This window comes from Stenotrophomonas terrae (assembly GCF_001431465.1).
Lineage (GTDB): Bacteria > Pseudomonadota > Gammaproteobacteria > Xanthomonadales > Xanthomonadaceae > Stenotrophomonas > Stenotrophomonas terrae.
The window spans coordinates 25,099-40,633 of the sequence record NZ_LDJJ01000037.1 but is presented as its reverse complement, the minus strand read 5'-3'; the positions used below and the strand labels follow the sequence as shown (position 1 = coordinate 40,633).

14 protein-coding genes are annotated in these 15,535 nt (G+C 64.2%); 5 read left to right on the top strand and 9 right to left on the bottom strand.

Annotated features, from left to right (window positions below):
• Position 1: 1 nt before the first annotated feature.
• The 4 genes from ABB27_RS11690 to purM all read right to left on the bottom strand — a co-directional run bounded on the left by ABB27_RS11690 (position 2) and on the right by purM (position 3,183).
• Positions 2–760, bottom strand: coding sequence for a DUF3108 domain-containing protein (locus tag ABB27_RS11690; protein ID WP_425477536.1), 759 nt, complete (start codon positions 758–760; stop codon positions 2–4).
• 87 nt (positions 761–847) lie between these two features.
• On the bottom strand, positions 848–1,507 hold the full coding sequence (gene purN / locus ABB27_RS11685) for a phosphoribosylglycinamide formyltransferase (RefSeq protein WP_057628883.1): 660 nt from the start codon (positions 1,505–1,507) through the stop codon (positions 848–850).
• On the bottom strand, positions 1,504–2,112 hold the full coding sequence (locus ABB27_RS11680) for a DUF2238 domain-containing protein (protein ID WP_057628882.1): 609 nt from the start codon (positions 2,110–2,112) through the stop codon (positions 1,504–1,506). The genes purN and ABB27_RS11680 overlap by 4 nt, the downstream gene beginning before the upstream one ends.
• A gap of 12 nt (positions 2,113–2,124) precedes the next feature.
• Positions 2,125–3,183: a phosphoribosylformylglycinamidine cyclo-ligase gene (gene purM / locus ABB27_RS11675; RefSeq protein ID WP_057628944.1), complete on the bottom strand. Its 1,059-nt coding sequence runs from the start codon at positions 3,181–3,183 to the stop codon at positions 2,125–2,127.
• 97 nt (positions 3,184–3,280) lie between these two features.
• Here purM and ABB27_RS11670 point away from each other — a divergent pair, with 97 nt between their 5' ends.
• Genes ABB27_RS11670 through hda form a run of 3 tightly spaced genes read left to right on the top strand, consistent with a single transcriptional unit; the run spans position 3,281 to position 6,287 of the window.
• Positions 3,281–4,417, top strand: a complete 1,137-nt coding sequence (locus tag ABB27_RS11670; protein WP_083491277.1) for a DUF2066 domain-containing protein — start codon at positions 3,281–3,283, stop codon at positions 4,415–4,417.
• A complete protein-coding gene (locus ABB27_RS11665; protein ID WP_057628880.1) occupies positions 4,414–5,589 on the top strand; it encodes an AI-2E family transporter in 1,176 nt (391 codons plus the stop codon). Before ABB27_RS11670 ends, ABB27_RS11665 begins: the two co-directional genes overlap by 4 nt.
• Entirely contained in the window at positions 5,586–6,287 is a 702-nt protein-coding gene (gene hda, locus ABB27_RS11660; protein WP_057628879.1) for a DnaA regulatory inactivator Hda, read from the top strand. The genes ABB27_RS11665 and hda overlap by 4 nt, the downstream gene beginning before the upstream one ends.
• Before the next feature lie 543 nt (positions 6,288–6,830).
• Here hda and murU read toward each other — a convergent pair.
• The 4 genes from murU to ABB27_RS11640 form a co-directional block, all read right to left on the bottom strand.
• Positions 6,831–7,544 (bottom strand): N-acetylmuramate alpha-1-phosphate uridylyltransferase MurU, encoded by a 714-nt coding sequence (murU, locus tag ABB27_RS11655; RefSeq protein WP_057628878.1) that lies wholly within the window; start codon positions 7,542–7,544, stop codon positions 6,831–6,833.
• Positions 7,541–8,551 carry an aminoglycoside phosphotransferase family protein gene (locus ABB27_RS11650; RefSeq protein WP_057628877.1) on the bottom strand — a complete coding sequence of 337 codons (1,011 nt, stop codon included), beginning with the start codon at positions 8,549–8,551 and terminating at the stop codon, positions 7,541–7,543. Before ABB27_RS11650 ends, murU begins: the two co-directional genes overlap by 4 nt.
• Positions 8,552–8,596: 45 nt before the next feature.
• Positions 8,597–8,872 carry a GlsB/YeaQ/YmgE family stress response membrane protein gene (locus ABB27_RS11645; protein WP_057628876.1) on the bottom strand — a complete coding sequence of 92 codons (276 nt, stop codon included), beginning with the start codon at positions 8,870–8,872 and terminating at the stop codon, positions 8,597–8,599.
• A gap of 79 nt (positions 8,873–8,951) precedes the next feature.
• On the bottom strand, positions 8,952–10,445 hold the full coding sequence (locus ABB27_RS11640) for a M20 family metallopeptidase (RefSeq protein ID WP_057628875.1): 1,494 nt from the start codon (positions 10,443–10,445) through the stop codon (positions 8,952–8,954).
• A gap of 232 nt (positions 10,446–10,677) precedes the next feature.
• Between ABB27_RS11640 and ABB27_RS11635 the strand changes: the two genes are divergently transcribed.
• The gene (locus ABB27_RS11635; RefSeq protein WP_057628874.1) at positions 10,678–11,010 is read left to right on the top strand and encodes a ComEA family DNA-binding protein; all 333 of its coding nucleotides are present in this window, start codon (positions 10,678–10,680) and stop codon (positions 11,008–11,010) included.
• A 643-nt stretch (positions 11,011–11,653) separates the two neighbouring features.
• On the opposite strand, the gene ABB27_RS11630 is transcribed toward ABB27_RS11635, so the two are convergent.
• Positions 11,654–13,060, bottom strand: a complete 1,407-nt coding sequence (locus ABB27_RS11630) for a GntP family permease (RefSeq protein WP_057628873.1) — start codon at positions 13,058–13,060, stop codon at positions 11,654–11,656.
• Between the two features lie 162 nt (positions 13,061–13,222).
• On the opposite strand from ABB27_RS11630, the gene ABB27_RS11625 reads away from it, so the two are divergent.
• Positions 13,223–15,463 carry a TonB-dependent receptor gene (locus ABB27_RS11625; RefSeq protein ID WP_057628872.1) on the top strand — a complete coding sequence of 747 codons (2,241 nt, stop codon included), beginning with the start codon at positions 13,223–13,225 and terminating at the stop codon, positions 15,461–15,463.
• Positions 15,464–15,535: the final 72 nt, after the last annotated feature.

Genomic DNA, 15,535 nt, shown 5'->3' with positions numbered 1-15,535 from the left:
CTCAGGCTCCTTGATATTCGATCAGGCGCAGGTCGATCTCGTCCTGCCCATCTTTGCGTTGCAGGATGCGCACCGGCGTCGGTACGCCGTTGGCAATCCACAGGATGGTTTCATCATTGCCGCCATTGGTGCGGTAGACCCGCAAGGCGTCATAGCTGAGATCACCCACCTGTACGTTTTCGGTGGTGTCGGCGGCGCGATACTCGTACTGACGCACACGGCCGACATCGACATAGCGGTACTGCAGGGCCTGACCCGGGCGCGCATCGCGCATCAGGGACAGGTTCAACAGCAAGGCACTCTGGTCGCCGCGCTGCAACGGAATGGGCCGTTGCCGCTCTTCCTTCAGATCGCCCTGCCACTGCGCGGTACCTGCCTGCCAGTTATAGACGCCGGTGACTTTCTTGCCCATGAACAGGGCTTTTTTGACCGTGCTCTGGCTCAGTGGCGTGTACACGCTGCCTTCATTGTTGAAGACCGTGCTCTGCTCGATGTTCAGCCCGAGGATGCTGGCAAAGCCGCGTCTGCCGCGTACCGCCATGTCCACCCGCCACTGTGCCTCGCTGCTGTGGACCACGCGCAAGGTGGCATCGCCGGCTTCCTTGCCCTTGTACAGGGCCTGGTAGGTGGCGACGAACGGTTCCAATGCGGGCGGGGTCCACTCCAGCGCCGGCAAGGCCGGCGCAACGGCGGCCTGCGCAGGTGCGGGCGCTTCCTGGGCATGGCCCAGGGCCGATACCAGCAGTGCGGTCAAAACCATTGGTTTGAAAAGCGCTATGGCCATGCGGGTATGAGGGCAGAAGAAAGGGAAGATCATGCCAAACCACACATCAGCAGCATGTGCGGATCAGCGCTGGAGGGTTCCGGCGGAATCTAGGCGCAGCGGACTAAACAGGGACTGACCGTCGAATTGAACCACGCCGCCGCGTTCAGCCAGACGCCCGGCGGCCAGCAGCTGAACGCTGGCCAGCAGCAGCGGGTGTTCGACCGCCAGAACGCGCTTGGCCAGTGTTTCGGCACTGTCGTCGGGCAGCACTGGTACACGGGCCTGGGCGATCACCGCGCCGGCATCCAGTTCAGGCACCACGAAATGCACGCTGGCCCCGTGTTCGGCATGGCCGCCGGCAATTGCCTGGGCATGGGTATGCAGGCCTTTGTGCAGCGGCAGCAGGGACGGGTGGATATTGATCAGGCGGCCGTTGAAGCGCTGCACGAAGTGGGCACCGAGGATGCGCATATAGCCGGCGCAGAGGATCCAGTCCGGCTGGCTGGCGGCCAGGGCGTCGGCCAGTGCATCGTCAAAGGCTTCGCGGTCGGCGAAGTCCTTGGGCGAGCGGGCCCAGCGCTGCTCGGGTGCCACCTTGTCCAGGGCGGCAGCCGCGGGTTTGTCGGAGAACACCCCGACAATCCGTGCATCCAGCTGGCCTGCGGCAATCGCATCGAGCAGGCACTGCAGGTTGCTGCCGCGCCCGGAGGCAAGCACGGCGAGGCGGGGCAGCTCACTCATGCGCGGGATTTCCGCAGCAGTGGCCACAGCGCCAGGCTGCCGAGGGTGGCCAGCAGCATGTCGGCATGCGCATCCCAGATGTCGCCCTGCTGGCCGTTGTAGGCCTCGGCCGCTTCCGGCGACAGGGCCAGAGCGATACCCCATTCCAGCCATTCGTAGGCCAAGCTGGTGCACATGATGGTCATCACCGCCAAGGTGAAGGCTTGGCCAACGCGTAGCGCCGGCCAGGTGCGGCGGGCCAGCTGGGTCAAAGCCGGCGTGAAGCAGATGCCGTACAGCAGGTGGATCAGCCGGTCGAAGTGATTGCGTTCCCAGCCGAAGGCGGCGTTCGGCGACCAGCCAAACAGCGCCTGCGCCCATTGGTCATAGGGAATATTGGAGTACAGCCAACGCGCGCCGATGCAATGCAGCAGGATGAAGCCGCAGATGGCGATGAAGGCGCCATTGCCCAGTGGCCAGCGGCGGTCCACCCACCACAGCGCGAGCAGGCCGAGCACGGTCAGCGAGCTGTGCAGGGCCTGTTCCACAGGCCATAGCGGTTTGATCCAGGTAAGCGCGAATACAACAAGCACGCCGATGAAGGCTGCCTTCTTGGCGGCTGTCATGGAGGCGTTGGCTCAGCCGATGTGGACGCGTTCAGCGCCGTTTTCAGCCACCACTTCACCAATCTGCCAATGCGCCAGGCCCAGCGTATCCAACGTGCCGTTGATGGCGGCAACCTGGTCGGCCGGCACCAGCAGCACGAAACCGATGCCGCAGTTGAAGGTGCGCCACATTTCGCTGTTGGCCACATTGCCTTCGCGCTGCAGCCACTGGAACACCGGCGGCAGCGTCCAGCTGCTGGCGTCGATGTTCAGGCCCAGGCCTTCGGGCACCACGCGGATGATGTTTTCGGTCAGGCCGCCGCCGGTGACGTGGGCCATGCCGTGGACGGCCGCGCCGTGGGTCTTGAGCAGCGACAGGATCGGCTTGACGTACAGGCGGGTCGGCGCCATCAGCGCATCGACCAGCTTGACGCCGTCTTCCAGCACCAGCTCGGCCGGGCTGCCGGCGCGCTCATAGATGCGGCGGACCAGCGAATAACCGTTGGAGTGCGGGCCGGAGGAGGCAATGCCGATCAGCACGTCGCCCAGGGCAACGGCCGAGCCGTCCTTCAGTTCGCTCTTTTCAACGCCGGCGACGGTGAAGCCGGCCAGGTCGTATTCGCCCGGGGCGTACATGTCGGGCATTTCAGCGGTTTCGCCGCCGATCAGCGCGCAACCGGCCTCGGTGCAGCCATTGGCGATGCCGCCGACCACGGCCGCAGCGGTGTCGATGTCGAGCTTGCCGGTGGCGAAATAATCCAGGAAGAACAGCGGTTCAGCACCTTGCACCAGCACGTCGTTGACGCACATGGCGACCAGATCGATGCCGATCGTGTCATGCCGGCCCAGCTGTTGTGCCAGCTTCAGCTTGGTGCCGACGCCGTCGGTGCCGGACACCAGGACCGGCTCGCGGTACTTGTTGGAGAGGTCGAACAAGGCGCCGAAGCCGCCGAGTCCGCCCATCACCTCCGGGCGGAAGCTGCGCTTTACCAGCGGCTTGATGCGCTCGACCAGTTCGTTGCCTGCGTCGATGTCGACACCGGCGTCACGGTAGGTCAGGGGGGAGTTGGCAGAGGTCGAGGGGCTGGTCACGGGCGGCTGCACTGGCGGGGTGAACGGGCGATTTTAACAGGCCACGTTGGCGTGAAGGCCCCATTCGGGCAACAATTCCCTCCGGAATCGTCGAGCAATGGAAATTTCAATGCGCCGCAGCCTGGTCACAATCCTGTTTCTGGCGCTCTGTCTGCCCATTTCATTGGTGCAGGCACAGTCGTCCGGCATGCGTACCGAAGGGGACGTAGCCGGCGCCCGTAGTGCCTACGAGGCCGAGGTGCCGGTCAACAGCCAAAGCGAGGCCGATCGCAGCGGCGGGCTGGCGCGTGCGCTGGGCGCGGTGCTGGCCAAGCTGTCGGGCGACCGCAGCGCCTTGGCGCGGCCGGGTGTCGCGCAGGCCCTGCGCAGCGCCAAGGACATGGTCGAGAGCTACGACTACCGCCAGGACCAGAGCGTCAGCGCCAGCGGCGCGCCCAGCTTCCGGACCATGCTGGTGGCGCGTTTCCGCCAGGACGACGTGGATGGGCTGGTCGCCGCGCTGGGCCTGCCGGTGTGGCCGCAGCCGCGTCCAAAGCCGGTGGTGTGGCTGGCCATCGATGATGGCAGCGGCCCGCGCCTGGTCGGGGTGCCACAGTCCAATGCGGCGCGGCCTTTGCTGGATCGGGCGGTCGAGCGCGGCTTCAAGCTGGGCCTGCCGGCCGGCGGCGCCGCCGAGCAGGCCCTGGTTGGCGCGATCTGGCGCCAGGACACCGCAGCGGTGGCGCGGGCCTCGGCCCGTTATTCGCCGCCGATGCAGCTGATGGGCAAGTTGTACCGCGGCAAGGGCGGCGGCTGGGTTGCCGACTGGGTGTTTGTCGACAATGGCCGTGAGCTGTCGCGCTGGACCACCACCGACGGTGATGCGCGGCGGGCGATGGTAGGCGGTGCCGATGGCGCCGCCGATGCGCTGGTCAAGCGCTATGCCAAGGCGCCGGTGGCCGGCGCGGCCGGTGTCTACCGGATCGTGGTCAGCGGCATTCGCAGCGCTGACGACTATCTGCGGCTGGCGGCTACCCTGCAGAGCGTGGCGGTGGTCAAGTCGATCATGCCGATCCAGGCCTCGGGCGACCGGTTGGAACTGGATGTCGAATTGATGAGCGGCCTGCCTGGCTTCAACCGCATGCTCGGCCGCGACGCAGCCCTGCAGCCGGTCGGGGCGGTGGACGAGGACGATACCGATGCAAGCACGGACCAGAACAGCGGCAACCGCCGCGCGGAGTACCGCATTCGATGAGTACTGATACAGCGGAAATGGAAATCGCGCTGTTTCTACGCCGGCTCAAATGGGTCGTGCTGACCGCGTTCGGGCTGTGGGTGACCTGGCTGCTGGCGCCGGTGCTGACCCCGTTCGTGGTCGCCTTGATGCTGGCCTGGCTGGGCGATCCGCTGGTGGATCGGCTGGAAGCCAGCGGGCGTTCGCGCAACACCGCGGTGGTGCTGGTATTCGTGCTGATGATCCTGTTGCTGGCCTTGGCGCTGTTGATCCTGGTGCCCTTGATCCAGCGCCAGATCATCACCCTGGTCGCCGCCCTGCCTCAAGGGCAGGAATGGCTGATGAGTACCGCCATCCCGTGGATCGAGCAGAAAACAGGCCTGGAGATCATGGCGTGGCTGGATCCCGGTCGCCTGTTTGATTGGGTGCGCAGCCATTGGCAGCAGGCCGGCGGCGTTGCCACCACCTTCTTCGGCTACGTGTCGCGCTCGGGTTTTGCGATGGTGGCCTGGGTGATCAACCTGGCGCTTTTGCCGATCCTGGCCTATTACTTCCTGCGCGACTGGGACAAGTTGGTCGAGCGGGTTGCATCCTTGATCCCGCGCAACCATATCGAAGTGGTGTCGCGGCTGGCGCGCGAATCCAACGATGTACTGGGCGCCTTCATCCGCGGCCAGATCGTGGTGATGATCGCGCTGGGCATCGTGTATGCGGCGGGCTTGAGCTTGGTTGGCCTGAACCTGGGCTTGTTGATCGGGCTGGTTGCCGGTTTGATCAGCTTCATCCCGTATCTGGGCGCAACCACCGGTGTGGTGCTGGCGGTGCTGGCGGCCTTGGTGCAGTCGCAGGGCTTTGACCTGCAGTTGCTGATAATGGTGGGTGTTGTGTTCACCGTTGGCCAGCTGCTGGAAAGTTATGTACTGACGCCGCGCATCGTCGGTGACAAAATTGGCCTGCACCCGGTTGCGGTCATTTTTGCCGTGATGGCAGGCGGTCAGTTGTTTGGATTCCTGGGAATGCTGCTGGCGCTGCCAGCGGCGGCGGTGATCAACGTCCTGTTGCGCTATGCGCACCAGCGTTATCGCCAAAGTGAGTTGTACGCCGGCCATGGGCCGACGATCGTCCTGGATCCGCGCAGCATCGACGTGCCGGCGGACCTGAGCATCGTGTCGAAGGATGTAGAAATTAAGTGAGTGTGCCGCAGTTACCGCTGGCCTTGCGTTACCCGCCAGACCAGCGCTTTGAGACGTTCATCGGTGCACCGGAAGGCGCGCTGGCGCAGCTGCGCGCCGTCGCCAATGGCAGCAGCAAGGACTGGATCTATCTGGTCGGCGCCGGTGCCACCGGCAAGACCCATCTGGCCCTGGCCACCTGCGCCGCTGCATTGCAGGCAGGGCGGCGACCGGCCTATTTGCCATTGCAGGCGGCAGGTACGCGCCTGCAGGACGCCCTGGAAGCACTGGAAGGGCACGATGTGCTGGCGCTGGACGGACTGGAATATGTCGCCGGCCGCCGCGAGCAGGAAGTGACCCTGTTCGAGTTCCACAACCGTGCCCGTGCTGCCGATGTGACCGTGATCTATACCTCGCGGCTTCCACCCGATGGCCTGGGGCTGGTATTGCCCGATCTGCGCTCGCGGCTGTCGCAGTGCAGCCGCATCACCCTGGAGCCACTTGATGCCGAAGGCCGTGGCGCGGTGCTGCGTGAACGTTCGGTGCGCCGCGGACTGGTGATGGACGAGGCCACGCTGGACTGGTTGCTGACCCGCACCGGTCGCGACCTGAGCGGGCTGGTGACCTTGCTGGAAAGGCTGGACCGCGAATCGCTGGCAGCCAAACGACGGATCACCGTGCCGTTCCTGAAGCGGGTGCTGGAGAACGGGCCGAGCTGAGGGCCGGATCAGCGGGCGGGATTCTTGTGGTGGCTGTTGTGGGAGCGGCGTCAGCCGCGAATCTGGTGGTGCGACAACCGCCAGGCATACCTGCGATTGCACACAGCGCTGCTTCTGATCCTTCAGTGGCTTCGCGGTTTACACCGCTCCCACAAAGGAATGTGCGCGCTGTTGTAGGAGCGGCGTAAGCCGCGAAGCTGGTGCTGTAACAACAGCCAGGCATGCCTGCGATTGCAGGCAACGCTGTTTCTGATCCTTCAGTGGCTTCACGGTTTACACCGCTCCCACAAAGGAATGTGCGGGCTGTTGTGGGAGCGGCGTCAGCCGCGAAGCTGATGTTGCAACAACAGCCAGACATGCCTGCGATTGCACACAGCGCTGCTTCTGATCCTTCAGTGACTTCGCGGTTTACACCGCTCCCACAAATGGGTGTGCGGGCTGTTGTGGGAGCGGCGTCAGCCGCGAAGCTGGTGGTGCAACGGCAGCCAGGCTTGCCTGCGATTGCAAACAGCGTTGCTTTTGATCCTGCAGCAGCTTCGCGGCTTACGCCGCTCCTACAACAAGCTGCTTGTCCAGCTGCTGCAGGCGCTCTGGGGTGCCTACGTCGGTCCAGCGGCCTTGGTGATGCTGGCCGCTGACTGCAGTGTTGGCCATCGCTGCGCGCAGCAGCGGCGCCAGCTTGAAACGCGGCGGCGTTTCCGCGCTGCCATCCGCATCGCCAATCACCGCCTGCCAATCCTGCAGCAACTGCGGCCGGTACACGCCGATGCCGGCAAAGGTCAGGCGTGGCGCATCACCGTTGTCGTGCAACTGGCCATCAGCGCTCAGGATGAAATCACCGCGCGGGTGGTGGTCGGGGTTGTCGACCATCAGCAGGTGCGCATTGCCCTTCGGTTCCCGCGGCAAGTGGGCGAAATCGAAATCGCTCCAGATATCACCGTTGACCGCCAGGAAGGGCGCATCGCCAAGCAACGGCAAGGCGTTGTGCATGCCGCCGCCGGTTTCCAGCGGTACTGGGCCTTCGTACAGATAATGCAGGCGCAGGCCCCAGCGGTTGCCATCGCCCAGCGTCTGTGGGAACTGCGTGGCCAGCCAACTGGTATTGACCACCACATCGCTGATGCCCAGCGCCGCCAGACGTTGCAGATGCCATTCAATCAGCGGCACACCTGCCACCGATAGCAGCGGTTTTGGGGTGTGCTCGGTGAGTGGACGCATGCGTTCGCCCAGCCCGGCAGCGAAGATCAAGGCTTTCATGCGGCGGCCTTGGCAGCCATCGCCGGCTTGAAACGTCGTTCAAACAATTCCTGCAACGGCGCCAGCTCCGGGTAGCGCGGTAGCACTTCATCCAGGTAGCGGATGAAGCGCGGTGCGTCCTGGAAGTAATGGCCCTTGCCGTCGCGGTCACGCAGCCGCACGAAGATGCCGAGGATCTTCAGATGGCGCTGCACGCCCATCCAGTCGGCATCGCGCAGGAACAGCGGCCATGGCCGCAGCGGCAGGCCCGCGGCGGTGGCCTTGGCGTGGTAGCGGGCAAGCCAGGCGTCGACTTTTTCCAGCGGCCAACTCAGAAAGGCGTCCTTGAACAGACTGGCCGGGTCGTAGGCAATCGGGCCGCTGACCAGGTCCTGGAAATCCAGTACCGCTGGACCGCCGTCGACCGGCATCAGGTTGCGCGGCATGAAATCGCGATGGGTCAGCACCTGCGGTTGGTTCAAGGCGTTGTCCATCAAGCGCCGCTGCACGAGTTGCAGCTGCTCGCTTTCGCCGCAATCCAGCTGCAGGCCGAGGTGACGTTGCACGAACCATTCTTCAAACAGGCCGGCATCGCGCTGCAGCAGCGCTTCACCAAACGAACCCATGCCCTCGGGCACAGGAATCGATTGCAGCCGGATCAGCTGCGCGAAGCTGGCCTCGAACCACGCATCGGCCGTGTCATCGGTGATGAAGCGGGCGAGGGTGGGGCCGCCCAGGTCTTCCAGCAGCAGGAAGCCGTTGTCGACTTCGCGCGCCAATACCTGCGGCACGCGCACGCTGTGGGTTTCGAGCAGGTCGTGCATGCGCAGCCACGGGCGCACATCCTCCAGGCCCGGCGGCGAATCCATCACGATGTGGCTGCCGCGCGTGCTGGTGGTTCGCCAGTAGCTGCGGAAGCCGGCATCGACCGACGCACGTTCCAGGATGGTGGTGGGGTCGCCGAGCGCGGCGGCGGCCCACTGCCGGCGTTGTTCGGTGCGCAGTGGATCGGAAGCGGGATCGTTCATGGACACTACAAAGTTGCGGCGCCCGCAGGCGCCGTTGGATGGAAATCAGCCCTTCTTGCCGCCGCTGATCAAGCGCAGCAACGCCAGCAGCACTATCGCGCCGATGATGGCGCCGACGAAGCCGGCCGGCTGTCCTGCCGAATACCAGCCCATCTCACGGCCGAACCAACCGGCAAATACCGCCCCGGCCACGCCGAGCACGATGGTCAGCAGGCAGCCCATGCGGTTGTTGCCGGGCATGAAGAAGCGCCCCAGCAGGCCGACGAAGAAACCGATCAGGATGATGTACAGCCAGCTGTCGCTGCCAAACAATCCGCTCATGTTCTGCTCCTTGGCAAATAAAAACGCAGCCTAGCAAGGCCAGGCTGCGTTCGTCATCCAACCGTCAAACTGCAGACGATCAGCAGCAGCCGTGGCCGCCGTGACGGGTGCCGCTGTCGGCAGCGACCGGCGAGCCGCTGGTCTCACCGCGCAGGCTGGCCGCGTGGTGGTCGAACAGCACCTTGGACACGCAGGAGGTGACGCGCTTGCCCATCGGGATGTGCAGGAACTCGTTCGGACCATGGGCGTTGGAATGCGGTCCCAGCACGCCGGTGATCATGAACTGCGCACCCGGGAACTTCTCACCCAGCATGCCCATGAACGGGATCGAGCCGCCTTCGCCCATATACATGGCCGGCTTGCCGAAGAAGGCCTGGCTGGCGGCGTCGATGGACTGCTCCAGCCACGAAGCCATGGCCGGTGCGTTCCAGCCGGTGGAAGCCTTTTCCAGGTCCAGGCTGACGTGGGCGCCGTTCGGCGGATCACGCAGCAGGGCTTCCTTCAGCAGCTCGCCGCAGGCCTTGCCATTGGCGGTCGGCGGCAGGCGCAGCGACAGCTTGACCGAGGTTTCCGGGCGCAGCACGTTGCCGGCCGATTCCAGCGGCGGCATGCCGCCGATGCCGGTGACCGACAGGGCCGGGCGCCAGGTGCGGTTGAGTACCAGCTCGGTCAGATCCTCGCTCATCGGCTTGAGGCCGTCGACCAGCGGGAACTTGTCGAAGATGGCGGTATCGACCACGTCAGCGGCGCGCTGCGCCTGTTCCAGGCGCTCGGCCGGGACTTCCACATGCAGGCCGTCGAGCAGGATGCGGCCGGTCTTTTCGTCTTCGATGCGCGACAGCAGCTGGCGCAGCAGGCGGAAGCTGGACGGCACCACACCGGAAGCATCACCGGAGTGCACGCCCTCGTTGAGCACCTTGACGGTGAAGTTGCCACCGGTCAGACCGCGCAGCGAGGTGGTGCACCACAGCTGGTCGTAGTTGGCGCAGCCCGAATCCAGGCAGACCACCAGCGACGGCTGGCCGATGCGGTCGGCCAGATAGTCGACATACGCCGGCAGGTCGTAGGAGCCGGATTCTTCGCAGGCTTCGATCAGGATCACGCAGCGCGCATGCGGCAGGCCTTGTTCCTGCAGCGCCAGTACGGCGGCCAGCGAGCCGAAGATGGCGTAGCCATCGTCCGCACCGCCGCGACCGTACAGCTTGTCACCTCGCAGCACCGGCTTCCACGGGCCCAGATCCTCGTCCCAGCCGGTCATTTCCGGCTGCTTGTCCAGGTGGCCGTACAGCAGCACGGTGTCGTCGCCGGTTTCCGGGCCGGTGGCCGGGATTTCCAGGAACAGCAGCGGGGTGCGGCCTTCCAGGCGAACCACCTCGACCTGCAGGCCGGGGATGCTCTGCGCCTTGGCCCAGCTCTCCATCAGGGTTACGGCCTGTTCCATGTAGCCGTTGGCGACCCAGTTGGCGTCGAACATCGGCGACTTGTTGGGGATGCGGATGTAATCGACCAGTTGCGGGACGATGTCGTTGTCCCACTTGTCGCTGAGAAATTGGCCGATCTTGGCGCTGTCCATCTGGATCTCCGGTAGAAATGTCAGGTGTAACCATTCTACGCCGCTCCCTTGTTTAGCGGGCTTGCGGCGGTTTCATCAGTGAATTTTGTAGGGCTTTTCCTACAAGGACCCGGGTGGTTGGCTGGCTGTCCGTCCGGCGTGCTGCGGATATTCTAGGTTCATGTGGCGCGGGACACTGATTCGGCCGGCGGGATAGCCGCCAATCAGCCAACAAGCCACAAGGAGTACAGCGATGAAGCTTTTTACCGTGACGCTGCAGTCTCTGATTCTCGCATTGTTATTGACGCTTACGGCTCAGGCCAAGGACAAGCTCGATATCAATACCGCCTCTGCGGCGGAGCTGAATCAGGCCCTGGTGAACGTTGGCCCTTCCAAGGCGCAGGCGATCATCGAGCACCGACAGGCCAACGGACCGTTCAAAAGTGTCGAGGAACTGGCACTGGTGAAGGGAATCGGATTGAAGACGGTCGAAAGGAATCGTGACCTGATCGAGGCAAGGGCCGGAGCTGCCCCTGCCAAGAAAGCTACCGGGACGGTAGCTGCGCAGCCGGTTGAGAGGCGCTGAGCGGAAGGAATCGGATAGTGACCCGCCAGGAGGGCGGATCACCGGGAACCCAAGAAGGGCAGGATGCTGGGGGCTGGCAGGATGCCAACAAGGATGTGAGGTCGTCCGGTGTTGCACAGTGACGTGCAGCCGGGCGATTTTTCTGTCTGTGCTCTTTGGAAACGGCAAGGCCCGGGGAAACCCGGGCCTTGCTGGTTTTTGGGCGTTGAGCTGGAAATCAGGATTGGAAATTACGGATCGGTAAAAGCCGTGATTCGGGCTTTTCGGCTCCGCTGCCCGGCTGCTGCCGGGGCTGCGCTTGTTTGTGGGAGCGGCGTCAGCCGCGAAGCTGGTGGTGCTGAGGCGATTGGCAGTTGGGCGATCTGATTTTGTATCTGCTTCGCGGCTGACGCCGCTCCTGCAAATAGTCGCGTAGCCCGGGTAAGCGCAGCGCACCCGGGGCCTTTGCAGGCATCGGTTCGTCAGCAACTCGCGGGCGTGCTTTGTTTGGCCGGGCCGGCTGACAACACCCTCGGCATGGAAGCTCCGCCAGTGAGGTAGCCCGGGTAAGCGCAGCGCACCCGGGGCCCTTGGCAAAGCCCCCGGGTGCGCTGCGCTTACCCGGGCTACCGGGCCTATCACTTGGCCGGGGCGCGAGAACGGATCAGACCAGGCCGGTGGCGTAGTACACGCCAATGATCGCGAACACCGCCAGGGTCTTGATGATGGTGATGGCGAAGATGTCCTTGTAGGACTGGCGATGGGTCAGGCCGGTTACCGCAAGCACGGTGATCACCGCGCCGTTGTGCGGCAGGGTGTCCATGCCGCCGGAGGCCATCGCGGCGACCCGATGCAGCACTTCCATCGGAATCCCCGCCGCCTGTGCATTGGCGATGAAGCTGTCGGCCATGGCCGCCAGCGCGATGCTCATGCCACCGGAGGCCGAGCCGGTGATGCCGGCCATGGCCGTGACCGAAACCGCTTCATTGACCAGCGGGTTCGGAATAGAGCCCAGCGCATTGGCGACCACCAGGAAGCCGGGCAGGGCCGCAATCACGGCGCCGAAGCCATATTCGGACGCGGTGTTCATCGACGCGAGCATGGCGCCGCCGATGGCGGATTTGGTGCCTTCGGCGAACGAGGCCACCACCGGCTTCCAGGCGAAGGCGATGACGCTGAGAATGCCCAGCAGCAAGGCGCCCTGTACGGCCCAGATGGCCGCCATTTTGGATACTTCCTGCACCACCGGTGCCGGGTTGCCGATCACCGCCGGCACAAAGGACTGGGTTTCACCGTAGAAGCCGGGGATCCAGCGGGTCAGCAGGAAGTTGGCCACGCCCACCAGGATCAACGGTGCGATCGCCACCAGCGGGTGCGCCAGGTTCTGGCCCTGGAACGGTTCTGGCTCGTTGCGCAGCTCCTCGTTGGCACCGGCATAGCCTTCGCCATTGCGAATGGCTACGCGGCGGCGCCATTCCAGATAGCTCATGCCCAGGATCAGGATCACCACCGTGCCGATCACACCCAGCCACGGCGCAGCCCAGCTGTTGGTGCCGAAGAACGCTGACGGGATGATGTTCTGGATCTGCGGGGTGCCCGGCAGCGCGTCCATGGTGAAGGTGAAGGCGCCCAAGGCGATGGTGCCTGGAATCAGGCGCTTGGGGATGTTGCTCTGGCGGAACAGCTCGGCGGCGAACGGGTAGACCGCAAACACCACCACGAACAGCGATACGCCGCCGTAAGTGAGCAGGGCGCAGACCAGCACGATCGACAGCATCGCGCGCTTGGCGCCGACCAGTTTGATGGTGGCGCTGACGATGGACTTGGAAAAGCCCGACACCTCGATCAACTTGCCGAACACGGCGCCCAGCACGAAGACCGGGAAGTACAACTTCAGGAAGCCGACCATCTTGTCCATGAACAAGCCGGTGAACATCGGCTGCACCAGGGTGGGGTCGGTCAGCAGCACCGCGCCCAGCGCCGCCACCGGCGCGAACAGGATCACGCTGTAGCCGCGGTAGGCGACAAACATCAGGAAGCACAGGGCCGCCAATACGATCAGAAACGACATTCAGGGCTCCCGGCCAATACACAGTGCCGGCGAGTATCAGCACCGGGGGCGGTCCGGCCCACTGTACGAAGGGACTATACGCGGCAGGCTAACGCTCCTTTAACGTGCGCTCCATGGCGGCACTCGTATGCCGCTACGTCATACCCGGGAGGAGGGAGACCAATGAAGCGTAAGTATCTGAGTATCGCCATCGGTGGCATTCTGTTGGCACCGGCTGCATTCGTGCAGGCGCAGGAGCAGCAGGCCGTGCCGGCAGGCACCCAGGCCACGCAGCTGGACGAAGTAACCGTAACCGCACGCCGCCGCACCGAGTCCATCCAGGACGTGCCGGTGGCGGTCAGTGCCTTCGGCGAGGAGCAGATCAAGGATCTGCAGGCCTCGACCGTGGAAGGCCTGCAGGGCGCCGTGCCCAACATGAACATCGCCCAGGGCCGTGGTTCGGCCAACAGCGTCAACGTCTTCATCCGCGGCATCGGCCAGCCCGACGCGCTGCAGACCTTCGACCCGGGCGTGGGCATGTATGTGGACGATGTCTACTACTCGCGCATCAATGGCGCACTGTTCTCGCTGTTCGACATCCAGCAGCTGGAAGTGCTGCGCGGCCCGCAGGGCACGCTGTACGGCAAGAACTCCACCGGCGGCGCGATCAAGCTGACTACCAAGAACCCCTTCGACAATGAAGGCGGCGCGGTGGAAGTGACTGCCGGTGACTACGGGCGCCTGGAAGGCCGCTTCTATGTTTCGGGCAAGCTCAGCGACACGCTGGCCGGCAGCATTGCCGGTGCCAAGATCACCAATGACGGCTACGTCAAGGATGCGGTCACCGGCAAGCGCTACAACGACGACGACACCGAAGCCCTGCGCATGAAGCTGGCCTACAAGCCGACGGATAATTTCAGTGCGGTGCTGTCGCTGGATACCACCAAGCAGGACGCTGCGCTGACCCTGGGCCGGCCGATGGCGCCGCTGCTGCAGACCAGCCTGGCACCTGCTGGCGTGATCGTGTTGCAGCCGGGTGAAACCGGCAAGTGGAACCGCCGCGCGCAGACCTCGTTCAAGGACGGTGAAGGCCAGTACCTGAAGCATTCCGGCGCCTCGCTGGCGATGGAGTGGGAGATCAACGAGCAGTTCATGCTCAAGAGCATCAGCTCTTACCGCAAGCTCAAGACCAAGTCGTATATCGACATCGACGCTTCCCAATACGAGCTGGGCGATGTGCTGGTGGCGCTGGACCAGAACCAGAAGAGCCAGGAATTCCAGCTGCATTACGACAATGGCTCCAACCTGCACGCGACCTTTGGCGCGTACTACATGAAGGAGAACGTGCCTTCGTACCAGGAAGCCTATGCTGACGACCTGTTCTCGTTCCTGGGCGCGGGTGTGCCGTTCCTGCGCACCATCGGTGACGACCTGACCACTACGTCCGTCGCTGCGTTCGCGCACGTAAACTGGGAGTTCGTGCCGACCTGGACCGTGGCCGCCGGTGTGCGCTGGACCAAGGACAAGAAGGACTACGATCGCACCACCAGCACGTTCTGGGGCGCACCGTTCGCTGGTTTGAACGGCACGGTCGCCTTCGATGCGAAGGCATCGTGGACCGCGGTGACGCCGTCGATCAGCCTGCAGAAGGAGTTCAGCGACAACCTGATGGGCTATGTGTCGGCCAATCGTGGCTTCAAGTCCGGTGGCTTCAACGGCCGTGCCAACACGGTGTACGACACCGAGCACGCCAAGTTCGATCCGGAACACGTGTGGACCTACGAGCTGGGCCTGAAGGGCAGCACCGCCGACCACCGCATGCGCGGTACCGCAACGGCGTTCTACAGCAACTACAGCGATTTCCAAGCACGTGTTTCGCAGGACGTGGGCACCTTCCCGGTGTTGAACGCGGCCAAGCTCAACATCAAGGGCATCGAGCTGGAAGGTAGTGCACTGTTGGGCGAAGCCACCACGCTGAGCGCTCAGCTGGGCTGGATGGACGCCAAGTACGACAGCTTCGAGGACTTCCGCCTCGATCCGTCCTACGCCGGCTACGACCCGAGCGTGAACCACGACCACGTGCCGTTCTCGCCGGATTGGACCGCTCGCGTAGCTCTGCAGCATGTGTTCTCGCTGGGTGACAACGGCAGCCTGACCTTTGGCGGCGACGTGTCCTATCGCGGCGACACCTGGCTGTCGGTGGACAACCGCAAGGTGCTGAGCCAGGACGCTTACACCCTGGTGGGCGCGTACGGCGTGTGGGATTCGTCGCAGCTGACCTGGCAGGTCCGCGCAGGCGTACGCAACCTGACCGACAAGCAGTACAAGACTGAAGGCCAGGAGTTTGCCAGCGTCGGCAACATCCAGACCGCGTACTACGGTCTGCCGCGCAACTGGTATGTGTCGGTGCGTTACAACTTCTGATGAGCCGGCCGGTAACGGCCATCTGACAGCACGCAAGAGGAGCCCTTTCCCGCACAGCGGGGAAGGGCTCTT

Excerpts from the sequence above, each read along its gene's own strand:
- ABB27_RS11690 (WP_425477536.1), bottom strand. The coding sequence starts at position 760 with ATGGTTTTGACCGCACTGCTGGTATCGGCCCTGGGCCATGCCCAGGAA.
- purN (WP_057628883.1), bottom strand. The coding sequence starts at position 1,507 with ATGAGTGAGCTGCCCCGCCTCGCCGTGCTTGCCTCCGGGCGCGGCAGC.
- ABB27_RS11680 (WP_057628882.1), bottom strand. The coding sequence starts at position 2,112 with ATGACAGCCGCCAAGAAGGCAGCCTTCATCGGCGTGCTTGTTGTATTC.
- ABB27_RS11670 (WP_083491277.1), top strand. The coding sequence starts at position 3,281 with ATGGAAATTTCAATGCGCCGCAGCCTGGTCACAATCCTGTTTCTGGCG.
- ABB27_RS11665 (WP_057628880.1), top strand. The coding sequence starts at position 4,414 with ATGAGTACTGATACAGCGGAAATGGAAATCGCGCTGTTTCTACGCCGG.
- murU (WP_057628878.1), bottom strand. The coding sequence starts at position 7,544 with ATGAAAGCCTTGATCTTCGCTGCCGGGCTGGGCGAACGCATGCGTCCA.
- ABB27_RS11650 (WP_057628877.1), bottom strand. The coding sequence starts at position 8,551 with ATGAACGATCCCGCTTCCGATCCACTGCGCACCGAACAACGCCGGCAG.
- ABB27_RS11645 (WP_057628876.1), bottom strand. The coding sequence starts at position 8,872 with ATGAGCGGATTGTTTGGCAGCGACAGCTGGCTGTACATCATCCTGATC.
- ABB27_RS11640 (WP_057628875.1), bottom strand. The coding sequence starts at position 10,445 with ATGGACAGCGCCAAGATCGGCCAATTTCTCAGCGACAAGTGGGACAAC.
- ABB27_RS11635 (WP_057628874.1), top strand. The coding sequence starts at position 10,678 with ATGAAGCTTTTTACCGTGACGCTGCAGTCTCTGATTCTCGCATTGTTA.
- ABB27_RS11630 (WP_057628873.1), bottom strand. The coding sequence starts at position 13,060 with ATGTCGTTTCTGATCGTATTGGCGGCCCTGTGCTTCCTGATGTTTGTC.
- ABB27_RS11625 (WP_057628872.1), top strand. The coding sequence starts at position 13,223 with ATGAAGCGTAAGTATCTGAGTATCGCCATCGGTGGCATTCTGTTGGCA.